Source organism: Rhodopirellula sp. UH5 (assembly GCF_056839225.1).
On sequence record NZ_CM166390.1, the window covers coordinates 1,576,559 to 1,591,195 of the forward strand.

The window sequence follows — 14,637 nt, forward strand, 5'->3', positions numbered from 1 at the left end:
CAACATTCATCCGGAGCAGTTCCGCTTCCCCGGACTGTTTCTCAGTATTCGCCAATCACGTTGCGGTCGGCTATGTCACAGAGGTTGACGAAAATTTCAGAGGCGACCGAGTCGGTCAACGTTCGAGTGGAACCATCCGCCAAAACAATTGTCACCAGCCCGGAGTGGAAGCTGTACGGGGAGGCTTCGTTGTCGACATTGATAAAATTGTCGCACGTGTCGCAGCCTTTCAAGAGTCCGTCCTGGGACCAATTGTAGATGCCGACCCCATTGTTGCCTGCCCAAGGCCCGTAACTGTAGAACTGCGCGTTGGACGGTGGCGGCTGTGGTTTGCCCATCTTCCAGTGGTCTGGTTTCCCGGACATTTCGAACAGCAAGATCGTGTTGCTGGTCCCGTCCAAGATATCGGCGAACCGGCTTCCCCGTTCATTCAGGATGCCACAATCGGAGTCCCAAACATGGACCTTGTCCCCGGTGGGTGTCTCTTCCAAATGGTGCAGGCCTCGAACGCCCTGGTAGTCGGATGACGAGCCAGTGATATCAGGAAGCGCGTTGACGTCGGTGGTCCAACCAACGTTCCAACCGGCGTAGATCGGCATCGTCCGCTCACCCGGCGCGGACGCACAAGTGAAGGTCGGAACCAGTCGATTCACTGCGGGTTGGTTGGCGACGTCATCAAAACCGTAATGTTGATTGTAGGTGTCGTGAAGATTGGAGCCTTCCATGTACGGCAAGATCATCGCCAGAAATCCCGTCACGACCTTGGTCGGACTGCCGGTGGATCCCACCCCGTCATAGACCAACCTTCCGGGCGGCAGTCTCCTCAGGGCACTATGGTAATTGTGGCAGGCCAACCCAATTTGACGCACATTGTTGCTGCATTGCAGACGCCGCGCTGCTTCTCGAGCCGCCTGAACCGCCGGCAACAGCAGCCCAACCAAGACGCCAATGATGGCGATCACGACCAGCAGCTCCACCAACGTGAATGTGCGCCGATTGGATCGATTTGGTTTCGAAAACCCCATGAGGGTCCTTCCGCGAAAGAAAGAGATCAACAGTGTGTTGTCACATTCCTGGCTGGCGGAGGAGAAAGTCGGCGAGGCGACCCCCCAAGCTGGCTTGGTTACTGCAACTGAGAATTGGTCTCAACAGTAAACGAACAATTGGCGACAGGCAAGTCCCGCTGGCCTGTCGCAAGCAGAATTTGAGAGTTCATCAGAGTTTGGTCGTCGCGTAGAAGCTCATCATGCTGAAGAACATGACCAAAGCGGTGACGACACTGATCGCGATCACGATCCCGCCGATCCAGCGGGTGCGTTTGATTTGCCACCACATCAACAGTCCGGTCGCGCCCCAGGTGACCATCGCGATTGCCATCGCATCAATGAACAGCGACCAAAACCTGCGTCCATTCCAGTGAGGAGGCTGGCCGTGGGAAGTGTGCAGTCGCACGAAGAACGCGCGGGGCGAATACCCGTCTTCCCCCGTGTACCGGGTCACATCCAAGTGCCCGTCGCGAAGCACATAGGTGACGCGAACTGGTTCGCCATCGACGTTCGCCAGGAAATTCAGCTTGCTCCATCCCAGTGGTTCCGACGTTTTGGTTGTCTCAATCCCCGCAGCACTCAAAACAGACGGGATTGTCTGCTCGGCAATTCCCATTGGGTTGGGATCAATTTCGACGCGTTGGATCTCCTGCAGAACAGGTTCCATGGGCTCTCGATTTTCCGGGAACGTGGCAACCCAAGCGGATTTGTCGACAGGGTTCAGGTGAACAGCATGCCGCGTCCCCGCGTCCTCGATCTGAAACGCGATTTCGTTTGTGAATTCGGGTGGATGGTCGGGATTCAGCTCGATCGATGACTCGGGAGCTGCGACGCGCATCGCGTCAACAACCTGTTCGGCCAGCTCATTCTGATCCGGAAACTCCGCCCAGGCAGAATCCGCCAGCTCACTCGCGTCAACCTGCTGCATGGCCGCTTCCGGGAACAAACCCACATGATTGAGCAGGGCTCCCGTGGCGCCGTACAAAAACACCCAGGGCAAAAGAAACAGTCCGATGTAGAGATGGACTCGCCGCAGAAACATCAACACCTTGCTGCGAGCTTTTCGAGAACGGCGAATCGGTTTTGACGCTGGGGGATCGTTGGAATTCATTCAAATGTCACTGGGGAGTGCCACATCGTTTTCGTCGCGACCGACGCGGGCTGGGCAAGATTGCGGAACGCTGCTCGCCACTCCTCGAAGCGTCGAAAGATCGCTCTGACAAGGCGTCCCCCCAGAACGTTGCCCAGCGACTCCCAAAATGCAAGCCGGGACCCAACTCCCTGACCCGCGTTGGAACACATCTCGAGCAACTGGAATGAACCACCAGCGACCGCGATGACCATTCCGAATTGCATCTCAACGAACAAGAGCCAGCAGGCTCATCCGGCCATTCGCGGCTCAGTAATCCATCACTTTGTCGGCTTCGATCAGCAATTTCCCAAGCATTGGAAGCGTTGCAATATCAGCGTTGCGTTTGAGCCCTGGATCGGTGATATGAGCTGACTTGGCACAGTGCGGGCACACGAGGACCTTGCCGCCGCCAGCAGCAAACTTCTCGTAGAGTTCTGCGAGCGATGGCGAGTCCGGTCCCCAATTGAATTTCAGCTCTTGCTTGCGTTCTGCAATGCGAACTCCTTCGAGATCCACAAACAGCGTCACGTCGGCGCCATATTCTTGCATCAAGTTGGCAACTTTCACCGCCATGAAGCAGCGGTGCAGATCGTCGGTGAAGTGAGACAGATGCACCACGACCTTTTGACCGCTCCCGTCCACGGTTGTGTTTTCCTCGGCGCTAGCTGACGGACCAGCCGTTGCGGCGATGACGGCGGCTGCGATGAGACCGAAACGGAACATTTGTTTTGCAATCGACATGCTTGAACTCCTGATGTGAATTGAGATGGGACCAAACGGTGCCAACCAGGTTTGGCAAACGTCATGCCACCAACAATGTTCCGTTGCCAGCCCGCGTCGCGACGATCCATGTGTGCGTCCATGGACGTTCTGTGCGCCGGGTGCACACACCGTCGTGATGATATGATGAGTTTTTGAATTGGTACTGAAGCTGCAATCCTGACTCTTGTTTCCCCAGGAGGAATGGCACTGAATGCCAGCCTCGCCTCAAACAAGACGCCACAGCATGAACTACTTTGAAAACAGCAAGATCCTGGTTCCAATCGACTTCTCCGATCAATCGAAGGAGGCAGTGGAAACAGGAGTTAAAATCGCAGGCAAGAATGAAAATGTTTTGGTGCTGCATGTGGTTGATCCAGCCCAGCTGTACGGATTGGATGACAACGGCGGGTATGAACTAGGCGGAGGCATGGCCGCCGGGACATTCAATTGGGAAGGTGCCGCGAAAATCGATGCGAATCACGAAGTGACGGCCATGAACCAAATGAAGGACATGTTTGGCGGCGATGAATTCCGAGACGTTCAATTCTTCACTGCCGTTGACAGTCCGACGGAAGGCATCACGCGGTTTGCTTCCGATCACAAAATCGATTTGATCGTGTTGCCATCACACGGCCGCAGCGGCGTGAAGCGATTGCTGCTGGGATCAGTTGCGGAACACGTTGTTCGAGCGGCACATTGTCCCGTCTTGATTCTGCGACGTTGAGAAGCTGCAATTCCGCCTTGGAACCGAAGATTCCATTCCAAGTTGGTGCGGCGGCAATGCCAGGGTCCGGCTCAGACCCTCGCGATCTTCTGGCGGATCGATTGCGTGTCGTAAACGATTGGACTGCCGGTTGGAATTTCCATGCCCACGATGTCCGCGTCTGAGATCTCGTCGAGATGCTTTCGAAGCGCCCGGATCGTGTTGCCGTGCGCGACGACCAACACGGTCTTTCCGATCGCCAATGCCGGGGAAATCGTCGCTTCCCAGTGAGGCAGGCAACGCGCTATCGTATCCTGCAAACTCTCCCCTCGTGGCAATTCAGATTCGGACAGCAACGCGTAACGACGGTCGAGTCCTGGGTAGCGTTCGTCGGTGGTCTCCAGAAGCGGTGGCCGAACGTCGAAACTGCGCCTCCATTTCAGAACCTGAGTTTCCCCCACACGCATGGCTGTCTCGGCCTTGTTCAGACCTTGCAGAGCGCCGTAGTGCCGTTCATTCAGTCGCCACGAGCGTTCCACCGGCACCCACATTTGGTCCATCGTTTCAAGGACCAGCCACAAGGTCTTGATCGCTCGTTTTAAAACGGACGTGAACGCGATGTCAATTTTCACCCCATCATGAAGCAGTGTTCGACCCGCCTGGTGAGCTTCCTGGTGACCTTGTTCCGTCAATCCAACATCGGTCCATCCCGTGAAACGGTTTTGACGGTTCCAGACGCTTTGACCATGACGCAACAGAATGAGCTTTCCCATGACCGTCTTATCTCACCCTTGAAATTTGCCAGGTGAGTCGAAGCCCCATGAACAACGCCAACAGGCACCCCAAAAAACCGGGAACCGAAACCCCAAACAACTGAGGCGAAACACCACTGCTCCACAGTGAAGCAGAACCGACAAACAACGCCGCAGTGAGAATGCCCATCACCAATCGATTGACGACGGGTTCCAAGCGCCGATGCTGCAGATGGACGTCAAAGTTGCCCTGCTTCAGACTGTGAAGCACATCAGCGAGATCCTTGGGCAGAATGCTCAACAAGTGATCCCATTCATTCACTCGAGTTTTCATGCGTTCGAAAACACGCCGCGGAGACAACCGTCGACGCATCGCCTGCTGCCCGTAAGGCTGCAACAGTTCCGCAAGGCTGAAATCGGGGTTGAGTTGATGAGCGGTGCCTTCCAGCATCGCCAAGACTTTCAAAAGCATGGCGACCTTGGCGGGCAAGTAAATCCGATGTTCACGAATGATTCGAATGACATCTCGCAAGCAACCGGAGACGTCGAAGTCACGAAGACTTTGATCGGCGTAGTCATCCAGCAACTCTTGAATCTCACACACCAAGGCGGGTTCATCAAAGTCCAGTGGCACTTCGCCAAGCCGCACCACAATCTCGGTGATACTGGCAGCGTCGCTTGTGACGGACGCGATCAAGGCAGCTTCCAAATCGTCGCGCAGACCACTGTCAATGCGACCGACCATTCCACAATCGAGGATCCCCACTCGAGGCGGAGTCGTTTCCTGATCCTGCTCGCGAACCCCGGGAAGAATCATCAGGTTGCCCGGGTGCGGATCGGCATGATAAAAGCCGTCCCGAAAAATCATGTCAAGAAACACCGTCGCGCCACAAAGCGCGATCGCGGTCAGGTCGGCTCCCGATGATTCCAGGGCTTCTTTGTCCGAAACGCTAACGCCATCAAGGCGTTCCATCGTCAGGACACGTCGCGAACTCAGCTTGGGGTAAGGGGTCGCGAAATGAACGTTTGGTTCGTCAGCGAAGTTCTTGCGGAACCGATTCATATTTTGCAGTTCGCGATGAAAATCCAATTCGCGAATCAGTGATCGTTGGAACTCACGAATGGTTTCCACGGGCCGATACTGCCGAAGCCGGTCGGATTGCTGCTCGGCAATTTCGGCCAGCTTTTGCATGATCTGCAGATCATTGACGATCCGCCGTTCGATGCCGGGATGCTGCACCTTCACGACGACGTGCAATCCTTCATGAGTGGTTGCACGATGGACCTGTCCGATGGATGCAGAGGCCATGGCGACCGGATCGAACCAAGAAAAAAGTTCGTCGACTCCCGCTCCCAGTTCGGATTCGATCATCGCAATGACCGCTTCCGGCGGGTCGCTGGGCGTATTGGCCCGCAGTTGTGCCAACTCGCACGCCAGTTCGGTGCCGACAAGGTCTTCGCGAGTGCTGAGAACCTGTCCAAGCTTGATGAACGTGGTTCCCAAATCGGTCATCGCGACGCGAATGCGTTCTGCGGTGGTGAGTGATTCATCCTCACGTCCCACTCGCAGTCGCTCCCGCCAGACCGACGGAACTCCCGAAATCCAATCTGCCAACCCGTGCCGGGCGAGGATGGTGACGACCTCGCGAAAACGATCGGCGTTGCGGATCAGTTGCGGGACTTCAATCAGTTCCATCGGTCAAGTTCTTTCTTTCAGACGACACTCCAACGCGACGTCTCAAACTGCCGCGTCGAGAGTGGCCTTGAGCATCGCGATGTGGGCCATCACGGTGTGGTGATGCTTTTTCAAGCGTTCATGAGCGTCCCGCAGATGCTGATGACGCGTGGCTTCTTTCACGTGCTCCGCCGTGGAGTGCGCCGTGGGCTCCGTTTCATTGCGGAAGTCAGCGGCCACGACGTGTTCGTGCTGCAATGTCGTGGCTTCGTGCGAGTCGATCTGGTCCACGTGAGCCTCCAATGCCGAAGTGTGTTCGGTCAGCCGTTCCGCGATTCGGTTGAGCTCTTTCAAAGCGTTTTGATGGCCTTGTTGCCAGATATCGATGTCATCCCGCCACATGGCGACATCGCTTTCCCATTGACGGTGGTCATGGTGCATGGCTTCATCTTTGTTGATTACGTCTGACTTGGACATGGGTGTGCTCCTTGAAGCAGGTTGAAGTGATACCCGTGAACTTTGCACGTGCTGTGCCGCTTGCACCGAGACCGTCCAAAATCTCATGCACGCTGTTACCAGAGAACGGACGAGAGCCCGGGCAGGTTCGCAGTCGCTTCATGCTGGAACCCATCCCGGTTTTTGGTGCTGCGTTTTGGTGGGTTTCGGCATTTGAGAACCTCTCCCGAAACGAAGTTTGGGGGGAGGGTGTGCGACCCTTGGGCTTCAGTCGCGGAGCGACGGCATTTGCATAGCCTTGGGTTTTAACCCAAGGTCTCTTCGACACCAAACGCGCGTCCAAGTCGCGGAGCGACGACAGTTGACAGTGAATTCGGATCCACTTGTGGCCGTTCGGGACGTTTGAAAAGTGGATAGTAGCTGGCGTCCGGTTTTCGCCTCGGATGGGGGCGTTGTGGGATTTTGGGGGAGTCCCTTGCTGACGCGTCGGGTTGTGATGGGGGGGCCGAGTATGGGGAACGGCGCGTGTTGCCCTCCCCCGGAAAGCTCGCTTTCCGACCCCTCCCGCTGCGCGGGCGGGGTTCTCAAGGCGCTGCTGACGCAACACTTGAAAACTGCACGACTTGGTTGACGAGGAAGGTGGCTGAGGCTACTTCAACGAGTGTGCAACCGTGCGGAGTTTTCGATCACGAGGTACCGTTGATCGGCAGGGGCGTTTTCGAATGTCTGAACGTTCCCGCTGGGCCACTCGACCAGGATTTGTTCGGCGACATCACAGTCTGCCAAGCCGAACTCGAGCACGGCTTCGTCTGTGCAAAGGTAGCCGTCGCCCGCGGTGATCCAGTCAACTTGAACGCCGTGTTGGGCTTGGATCGTGACACGAGCGCCAATCGCATCTCGTTCACTTCGCACACCGACCAGCTCGAGTTGCAATGCGTGACCGAGCGACTCACTGCTGAGCTCCAGGAGCGAAGCTGGATGATCAAGGTGAGTAGCGACCAAGTCCATTTGCCCGTCTTGATTCCAATCCAACTTTGCCAAACCGCGGCCCAGGTACGAGCCCGCCAAGTAACTCGAAGGGTCCGGCGCCATCACCGCTTCAAAACGATCCATCCGGTTGTGCATCAGCAGCGGCGGTTGGCGAAAGGGCTCGCCCAAGTGGCTCTGATCAAAGATGTGGCCGTTGGTGGTCATCAAATCCAACCAACCGTCCCGATCGACATCCAGGCTTTTGGATCCAAAACCGACGTTGGACAAACTGAGTGCCGGCAACTGATAGCTCGGTGCGGCATCGCGAAAGGTGCCGCTATCCGTTTGTAAAAACAGATTGTCGTATTCGCCGAAGAAGTTGCTGACATGCATGTCGAAACGCCCGTCCCGATTGAAGTCTCCGGTCGCGATGCCCATGCAGGCGGTCGAGAGACCAAACCTGCCGCTGGCGACACCCTGAATGCTGGCGGTGTCTTTCCAAGGACGATTCTTGGTTGCTAAAAAGTGATTGCGACGCGCGTCATTGCCGACAAAAATCTCGTTCCCTTCCTGCCCATCCATGTCCGTGATCACAATTCCCAGACCAGTGCCGGTCTTCGCAACAGACGGTGGAATTTCACTGCCGAAGCAATGGCCTCGCCCGTCACAGCGGTACCAATGATCAGCTTTGGGCGGCTGACTGAGTGGCCCCTGAAGCAACTCTCGTCCGTGCGAATCGTACTCAGGTGGATCGAAGGCTTCTTCCAATTCAATGTAATTGACCTCGTACAAATCCGGCACTGCATCCCCACTGAGGTCAGCAATGGCCATCGAGGAGGTAAAACGATTGCCCTGCCCGTGCATCCGATCCGAGCCGTCTTGAAACGTCCCGTCGCCGTTGTTGAGAAACAGTTGATTCAGCCCAATGTTTCCGATGAGCAAATCAGGCCATCCGTCTTGATTGACGTCGCCCACGCTGATGCCCTGCGAGTAGCGATGGTCTTCACACTCACTTTGTTGCTGGACCGAAACAAAACGTTCGCCAAGGTTGCGAAAGAGTTGATTTGATCGAGTGCCATGCAGCTCCGGCGGGTCACCGGAACCCTGTGCAAAGTAAAGGTCGGGGCGTCCATCTGCGTCGAAATCGATCACGCCAACTCCCCCACCCAGCGATTCATACAGGGCGATGGATGACAAGTCAGCTTGTTCGGCCTGATACCACTGGAAGCTCAACCCTCGTTCCGCTGCGACGTCCTGAACCATCAGCTTCCCATTCGGGGTTGGAGCCGCCGACCAAGTGAAACGTTCGTCGCGAACGGGAGTGGCGGTTGCGATGGGTTGCAACTCGAATTGGGAAGGCGACAGGCTGACCATCGCGTCCTCCAACATCATCTGCCTCAACTCGGGAACACTCTGTAGTCTTCGACGTTGTTGGTTGATCTGTGCCAGCTGAACCGAAGCAGTCGCCGGCAAACTCAGTTCCGTCCACCGGAGCGATTCCAGTGGCCGCCCCACATCCAGCAGGTGATTGCCGATCTCGCTCAATCTTTGACTGTCAGGGGCCTCCGCATCCAACTGCTTCGCCAGTTCGCGAGCCTCATGGATGATGGCCGCTTTGGCTTCAAACGCGTCGCTCTGCTCATTTCGCTGGAGTGCTTTGAGCGATTGCTGAATCCGCTGATAAGTGACCAAGTCGGCAGAGTTTCGGCGAAGAGCTTCCAAGAGAGCATGGATCGCAGATTCATATTGCCCCTGATCGAAATGGTAACTCCCGATCGCGAACCAATAGTCATCGTAGGTTTCCCACGAGGAATCACGAGAGGCGTACCACTCCAAAAACGCAGCTTCGGCTTGGAGTTCGGCAAGCACCCGACCCAGCAGAGCACTTGCGGAGGCGATGTTGACCGGCCTCGTCGGAGAGCCCTCTGCCAACGCAGATTCCAATTCGGTTCGCGCCTGTTGGAATTCGCCAATGGAATAATAATGTCTCGCTCGCCCTTGCCCCGGTTTCAGGTGTTGTTCGATCAAGGGCTGTTCCTTGTCGCCTGAAGCGTTTGCTAGACGGAACACCGATTGGCCGCGAAAGACCAGCGACTGAAGCTGTTGCAGGTTGGCTTGGCCCTGGAAGACCAACCGATCGGCAACGCGGGCAGCTTCGAACGTTCTCCCATGCCTCGTGTAGTGCCGCCACAATCGATGGAACGGCTCCACCTGATTCGGGTTGGCTTCCACCCATCGACGCAGCATCTTTTCGTATCGGCGGGGATCGTTCAGCTTCGATGCCGCATTCACACAAACGGCAATCGCGGGGCTTCGCAGCTTTGAGTTGCCCTCGGCAATGCTCTCTGCCATCGCCAGCGATTTGGCCCATTTGCCCCGCTTCGCCTCGACCCTTGCTGCCAACAACAACAGCTCCTGGTCATCGGGATGCTCGATCATCAAAGGCGTCAGCAACTCAGCAGCTCGATCGCACTCCCCACACTCGAATGCCGTGGTGGCAACGCTCAATGGCCCCCTCGCGTCGCCCTCCTTCGCAATGGGCGGCACCTCACCCGATGAATCATTGCCGGACGCGTCTTCCACCGACGACTTTTTCGAAACCGACGGTGCACAGCCGGCGAACAAGAGCATCCCAAACAGAATGCAAAACCAACCCATTTGAGACCGTCGGATCCGGCAGACGGGAACTGGAAATCGGAGAGACTGGACCAACGGACCATCCATTCAAAAGCATCTGCTCTGAATCAGCTTCGACTTTCAACAGACGTGGGCTGGGCTGTTCCGTGGAGGAGGATCGGCTCAGCCTTCATCCGATGGATGTTCGAGCTGCTTGGCAGAGCAAGGAATGTGACTTCTCACTGCGACACCCCCGACAAGGAAGTCTGCCAGGTTGGGTGCTGGAACGATCCTAAAGAACTCTGGCTCCATCCGTTACGCGCGATTTTCCACCTCTCGACACCGGCTCAGAAACCGGCACTGAAAACTCTTCTGGGATCACAACCGTCCCATTGCTGACCGCAAACGGAAACCTAGTCGCAGCAACCACCGCTTTCTTTGAGTTGTTTCGCTCTGCTTGCGTCCTCTTTCAACTCCGGAACGTCACTGAAACAACTGTTGAGACACTCGTACAATTTTTGTTGGAAGCACGAGTGAGCTGGAGCGAGCGAGTAATGCGACCACAGCCCGACCTTGCGAACATCGACCAGCGAAGCTTTGCGTAGATAGGCAAGGTGTCGAGAAACGGTCGGTTGAGGGAGCTGCAAGATCTTCACGAGGTCACCCACGCAGATCTCGTCGACCGCCAGCAAATGCAAGATTCGCAATCGAGTGCTGTCCGCAAACGCCCGAAAGACCGTGTTGATCTCCTCGCCAATCTCAGCCAACGGAACGTTCGACAGGTCGCCTTGCAAAGCTGAGTCGGTCGTCGTGCTCATGTTCGGGGGCCTTATGAAGAATGATCGGGCGGTGAGGATCCCCGATCACGAGGTTGCCTTTTCTCCCAGCAGTGTAGCTGGGCGGATACGCACGCATCAAGCGACGTATTCGAATGGAGAGTCCCATCGATGAATCAGGGGGGAACGTGGTGGCCGAGGTCACGAGTCGTTTCGCTCAACGACGCGAAACGACCCGTTGCCTCAGCCAATCGTTGTCCTGGGCGGTGCCGAGTTCACTAGTGGTCTGTCAGGACTTGTTTTTAGGGTAGTGGACGAGGCCACGAGTCCTGAACTGGCGTCGAATCCAAGGACTCGTGGCCTCGTCCACTACGATCAACCCTCACTTGTAACTTTGACGGACCACTAGGCGGCTTCGGCGGAGTGCAAGGCCGCTCGGTCGTCGACGATCTTGCCGCTTCGCAGTTTCAAGACGCGTTTCGCTCGCTCGGCCGCCTCTGGGTTGTGCGTCACCATCACGATCGTGCGCCCTTCCCGATTGAACTCTTCGAAGTAGCCAATCACTTGGTCACTGGTCTCGGGATCCAAGTTTCCGGTGGGCTCGTCGGCCAAGATCACGGCCGGATCATTGGCCAGCATCCGTGCCAACGCGACTCGTTGCTGTTGACCAACGCTCAGTTCGTTGGGCTTGTGATCCAAGCGGTCCCCCAAGCCAACACGTTCCAACAACTCGGCTGCCCGATCGCGTTGATCCGATTCCGCAGTTCCAGACAAGTACAACGGAATCTGCACATTCTCTTGCGCCGACAGGTACGGAATCAAATTGAATGTTTGAAATACGAAACCAATGTTCGCCTTTCGCATCCGAGCCCGCCCGTCGGCATCCAAGTCGTACATCGACTGGCCGTTGAGCAACACTTGTCCGGATGTTGGTGACAACATTCCGCCCAACATCACCAACAGCGAACTCTTGCCGCTGCCGCTGGGCCCGATCAACGACACAAAGTCCCCTTCGGGGATCTCCAAGGTTGCGTCATCGAGAGCCACAACCTGTTGGCGGTGCATTTCATAGACCTTCGTAACATTCTGCATGGACAACATGGTTCAAACCTCCTTGAATGACGTGACGGGATCGAGACGGGCGGCATTGCGAGCGGGGAAGTAGCTGGCCAGCAGTGTTGTCCCAACCGAGATTCCAATCGCCCAAACCGCCAGCATCGGCATCGGCAACACAGGCACGTTGGCCAGGCGAGGGCCGAGCGTGACTGCCAGTGTGGTGCCGATCAGAAAGCCTCCGACTCCACCGGCGACTCCTAACAACAACGCTTTGAGCAAGAAGATTCGCAGGATCAATTTCGATTCTGCGCCGAGCGACATCAACGTGCCGATTTCACGGCGGCGTTCATAAACATTCGCGAACATGAAATTCGCAATGCCTGCTCCACCGATCACGACGATGATTGCAACGAAAATCATCGACAGCTTTTCCATCATGCCGTTGACCTTTTGCTGCGTGGCAACAACTTGAGTGACGGTCACGACTTTGGCTTCGGGCAACAGGTTGTTGACGTTGTCGACCAAGCCGGCCGAGATCTCTTTGCAGCAACCGACAATCTCAATGCAACTGACCACCGCATCCTTGCCTGACATCTCTTGCACGGTGTGCAGGTGAGCGAAGATGCGTGAATCGTCAACCGTTCCTGTTTCTGGCAGCACGGCAACGACCGAAAACTGCTTGCCCATCAGTTCCAATGTTTGGCCTTCTTCGATCCCCAAGGACGCGGCGGTGTCAGAACCAACCAGCGTTTCATTGGTCGCCAAGTCGTCGATGACACGGTTGCGAACCAGCATTTTCTTGTCTTCCGGTTCGGGAGTGCCGACGTCGATCGCTCCGCAGCCGATAGGGCGTGAGAAGATCCCGGCTCCGCCCCAAGCCGCCTTGGCCTGGAACTCACTCTTGGGCAGGATGCCGGTCAAGGTGAATGAGCGGCCGTCCAGTTCCACCGGCACACACAACTTGGGTGACAAGTTGTCGACGCCGGCGAGGTTGGACATCGTCAAACGCAAGGCATATTCCTCGGGGATGGTTGCGTTGTGGATGTCCGCCGAGTAGTAGTCTTGCAGCGTCACGGACTTGGGCAACACTAACACGTTGGCGCCCAGGCTGTCCATTTCTCTGGCCACCGCCATCTCGGAATAGTAGGTGATGTTCTTGATCGCGATGACCGTGGTGATCCCCAGCAGGATCCCCACGAAGATCGTGATCATCTGGCTTTTTCGTTCAAAGAGTTCTCGCCAGACAAGTTTGTTCAGGTTCATAACGTTGTCTCCTTCCAATGTTGTTGATCTTGGAGTCCAGGCTCACTTGGCGGCGGGAGCACAATTGCCGCCAGGGCAACATTGCTGGCCCGGTGCACATTGGCCGTCGGGGCAACATGCCGAACTCGCGGCAGTCAAACGCTCGACGATCTCATCCTTGGTGGCGTTCTCTGCGAACGTCGCGACCGGTTGACCAGGAGGCGTTAGAACGACCATCACTCCCTTGCCAGCCGACACATCGACCTTCAACGATTGCAGGAAGCTCTGCTCGGATGCGTCTGTGGGATCGACGTTGACGATCTGGGTCGAGGCCGCGAAACGTTCGTCTTGGGTCAACGCATGAGCACCTTGGAAAGCGACCGCGTTGGTATCACGCTTCACGCACAGCAGCACCAACTTGCGATCCTGCATCGCCTTCAAACAAGTCGCAGTCGCTGGGCTGACGATTGCGTCTCGCAACTGTTGTTCTTGGAACGTTACCGGCAGACCACCGGTCACGGCACCGTTGGGAGCGATTGCCAAAGCCAGCGGCATTGGCGCCCTGCTGACACCAAATTGTTTCACGACGCCGGCGTTGTTTGGATCGGTGATCTGCACGCTGATCGCGTCAGCCACATCCGACATCTTGGTCGTTGCTTGTTGAAACACGCCCTGCATCAATTGAGTCTGCTCGTCGTTCTGTTTCCAAAAGTAGACGAACAAGTACTTCCCTTCCTGGGACGCTTTTTGCATCGCCGCGCCGGCTGGCCCCGAAACAGAATGCGTGGGGAGGGGGCTTTCAGCTCGAGCCGTCACGGGAGCTAAACAGATTGCAGCCAATGCCAAAGCTGCGATACCACGGACGTGCAAGTTCATGCGTTTCATTGGAAATCCTTCGCGTGATCGAAACGGAATGCCCCGGTCAAAATGGGGGGCAGCAGCGGAAGGGTGAGCCCCATTCGCTGAATTCGCCTTGGCGAATACGCTAGTTATATTCGCCCCGGCAGATATTCAAGGTCCAGCCCAATTCGCAAAAACACGCGAGTGAATCGAGGATGGATCGAGCGGGCAACCAACGGCCGCTGAGTGGAAAGCCAAGGATTTGCGGGGGCAAACCAAGCTGCCTCGGGACCGTGCGGCAGCCAAGATAATTTTGAGGCGGATCTGGAGTCCTGAAGAAGACGTGCAGGGATCTCCCTCCCATGAGTGTGTGCTTCTTCCGCCGCGAGGCCGTGCAGCTTTTGGATGTTGTGCCAGCAGTGTCTTGAGAACCCCGCCCGCGCGGGAGGTCCTGCAGTTGAGCGAGGCCGCGTTTTAGCGGGTTTCAGCATTTGAGCACCTCTCCCGAAACGAAGTTTGGGGGGGAGGTCGAGCGACGCCGTTCAGGCGTACGCGAGGGAGGGGGCCGTGCATGGGAAACGGCGCGTGTTGCCCTCCCCCGAAAATCTCGCT

General features: G+C 56.5%; 12 protein-coding genes. 1 reads left to right on the plus strand and 11 read right to left on the minus strand.

The genetic code is table 11. The features are described from left to right. Positions 1–41 precede the first annotated feature (41 nt). The 3 genes from UH5x_RS05800 to UH5x_RS05810 form a co-directional block, all read right to left on the minus strand. Positions 42–1,025 (minus strand): DUF1559 family PulG-like putative transporter, encoded by a 984-nt coding sequence (locus UH5x_RS05800; RefSeq protein WP_482635059.1) that lies wholly within the window; start codon positions 1,023–1,025, stop codon positions 42–44. Between the two features lie 190 nt (positions 1,026–1,215). Next, a complete protein-coding gene (locus UH5x_RS05805; protein ID WP_482635060.1) occupies positions 1,216–2,157 on the minus strand; it encodes a PepSY domain-containing protein in 942 nt (313 codons plus the stop codon). 288 nt (positions 2,158–2,445) lie between these two features. Then, a complete protein-coding gene (locus UH5x_RS05810) occupies positions 2,446–2,919 on the minus strand; it encodes a DsrE family protein (RefSeq protein WP_047813945.1) in 474 nt (157 codons plus the stop codon). Positions 2,920–3,151: 232 nt separating this feature from the next. On the opposite strand from UH5x_RS05810, the gene UH5x_RS05815 reads away from it, so the two are divergent. Further along, on the plus strand, positions 3,152–3,664 hold the full coding sequence (locus tag UH5x_RS05815) for a universal stress protein (protein WP_482635061.1): 513 nt from the start codon (positions 3,152–3,154) through the stop codon (positions 3,662–3,664). A gap of 71 nt (positions 3,665–3,735) precedes the next feature. Here UH5x_RS05815 and gpmA read toward each other — a convergent pair whose 3' ends face one another. From gpmA to UH5x_RS05855, 8 genes are all read right to left on the minus strand, one after another. Beyond that, entirely contained in the window at positions 3,736–4,416 is a 681-nt protein-coding gene (gene gpmA / locus UH5x_RS05820; RefSeq protein WP_482635062.1) for a 2,3-diphosphoglycerate-dependent phosphoglycerate mutase, read from the minus strand. 7 nt (positions 4,417–4,423) lie between these two features. Further along, entirely contained in the window at positions 4,424–6,091 is a 1,668-nt protein-coding gene (locus tag UH5x_RS05825; protein WP_047813943.1) for an ABC1 kinase family protein, read from the minus strand. Positions 6,092–6,133: 42 nt separating this feature from the next. Continuing rightward, on the minus strand, positions 6,134–6,547 hold the full coding sequence (locus tag UH5x_RS05830; RefSeq protein ID WP_047813942.1) for a hypothetical protein: 414 nt from the start codon (positions 6,545–6,547) through the stop codon (positions 6,134–6,136). 633 nt (positions 6,548–7,180) lie between these two features. Further along, positions 7,181–10,126, minus strand: coding sequence for a CRTAC1 family protein (locus UH5x_RS05835; protein WP_482635063.1), 2,946 nt, complete (start codon positions 10,124–10,126; stop codon positions 7,181–7,183). Between the two features lie 398 nt (positions 10,127–10,524). Beyond that, on the minus strand, positions 10,525–10,929 hold the full coding sequence (locus UH5x_RS05840; protein WP_083434859.1) for an ArsR/SmtB family transcription factor: 405 nt from the start codon (positions 10,927–10,929) through the stop codon (positions 10,525–10,527). Between the two features lie 363 nt (positions 10,930–11,292). Further along, entirely contained in the window at positions 11,293–11,988 is a 696-nt protein-coding gene (locus tag UH5x_RS05845) for an ABC transporter ATP-binding protein (protein WP_047813940.1), read from the minus strand. 3 nt (positions 11,989–11,991) lie between these two features. Next, positions 11,992–13,206 (minus strand): ABC transporter permease, encoded by a 1,215-nt coding sequence (locus UH5x_RS05850; RefSeq protein WP_482635064.1) that lies wholly within the window; start codon positions 13,204–13,206, stop codon positions 11,992–11,994. 42 nt (positions 13,207–13,248) lie between these two features. After that, positions 13,249–14,061 carry a hypothetical protein gene (locus UH5x_RS05855; protein ID WP_160311417.1) on the minus strand — a complete coding sequence of 271 codons (813 nt, stop codon included), beginning with the start codon at positions 14,059–14,061 and terminating at the stop codon, positions 13,249–13,251. Between the last annotated feature and the right edge of the window lie 576 nt (positions 14,062–14,637).

Excerpts from the sequence above, each read along its gene's own strand:
- UH5x_RS05800 (WP_482635059.1), bottom strand. The coding sequence starts at position 1,025 with ATGGGGTTTTCGAAACCAAATCGATCCAATCGGCGCACATTCACGTTG.
- UH5x_RS05805 (WP_482635060.1), bottom strand. The coding sequence starts at position 2,157 with ATGAATTCCAACGATCCCCCAGCGTCAAAACCGATTCGCCGTTCTCGA.
- UH5x_RS05810 (WP_047813945.1), bottom strand. The coding sequence starts at position 2,919 with ATGTCGATTGCAAAACAAATGTTCCGTTTCGGTCTCATCGCAGCCGCC.
- UH5x_RS05815 (WP_482635061.1), top strand. The coding sequence starts at position 3,152 with ATGCCAGCCTCGCCTCAAACAAGACGCCACAGCATGAACTACTTTGAA.
- gpmA (WP_482635062.1), bottom strand. The coding sequence starts at position 4,416 with ATGGGAAAGCTCATTCTGTTGCGTCATGGTCAAAGCGTCTGGAACCGT.
- UH5x_RS05825 (WP_047813943.1), bottom strand. The coding sequence starts at position 6,091 with ATGGAACTGATTGAAGTCCCGCAACTGATCCGCAACGCCGATCGTTTT.
- UH5x_RS05830 (WP_047813942.1), bottom strand. The coding sequence starts at position 6,547 with ATGTCCAAGTCAGACGTAATCAACAAAGATGAAGCCATGCACCATGAC.
- UH5x_RS05835 (WP_482635063.1), bottom strand. The coding sequence starts at position 10,126 with ATGCTCTTGTTCGCCGGCTGTGCACCGTCGGTTTCGAAAAAGTCGTCG.
- UH5x_RS05840 (WP_083434859.1), bottom strand. The coding sequence starts at position 10,929 with ATGAGCACGACGACCGACTCAGCTTTGCAAGGCGACCTGTCGAACGTT.
- UH5x_RS05845 (WP_047813940.1), bottom strand. The coding sequence starts at position 11,988 with ATGTTGTCCATGCAGAATGTTACGAAGGTCTATGAAATGCACCGCCAA.
- UH5x_RS05850 (WP_482635064.1), bottom strand. The coding sequence starts at position 13,206 with ATGAACCTGAACAAACTTGTCTGGCGAGAACTCTTTGAACGAAAAAGC.
- UH5x_RS05855 (WP_160311417.1), bottom strand. The coding sequence starts at position 14,061 with ATGAACTTGCACGTCCGTGGTATCGCAGCTTTGGCATTGGCTGCAATC.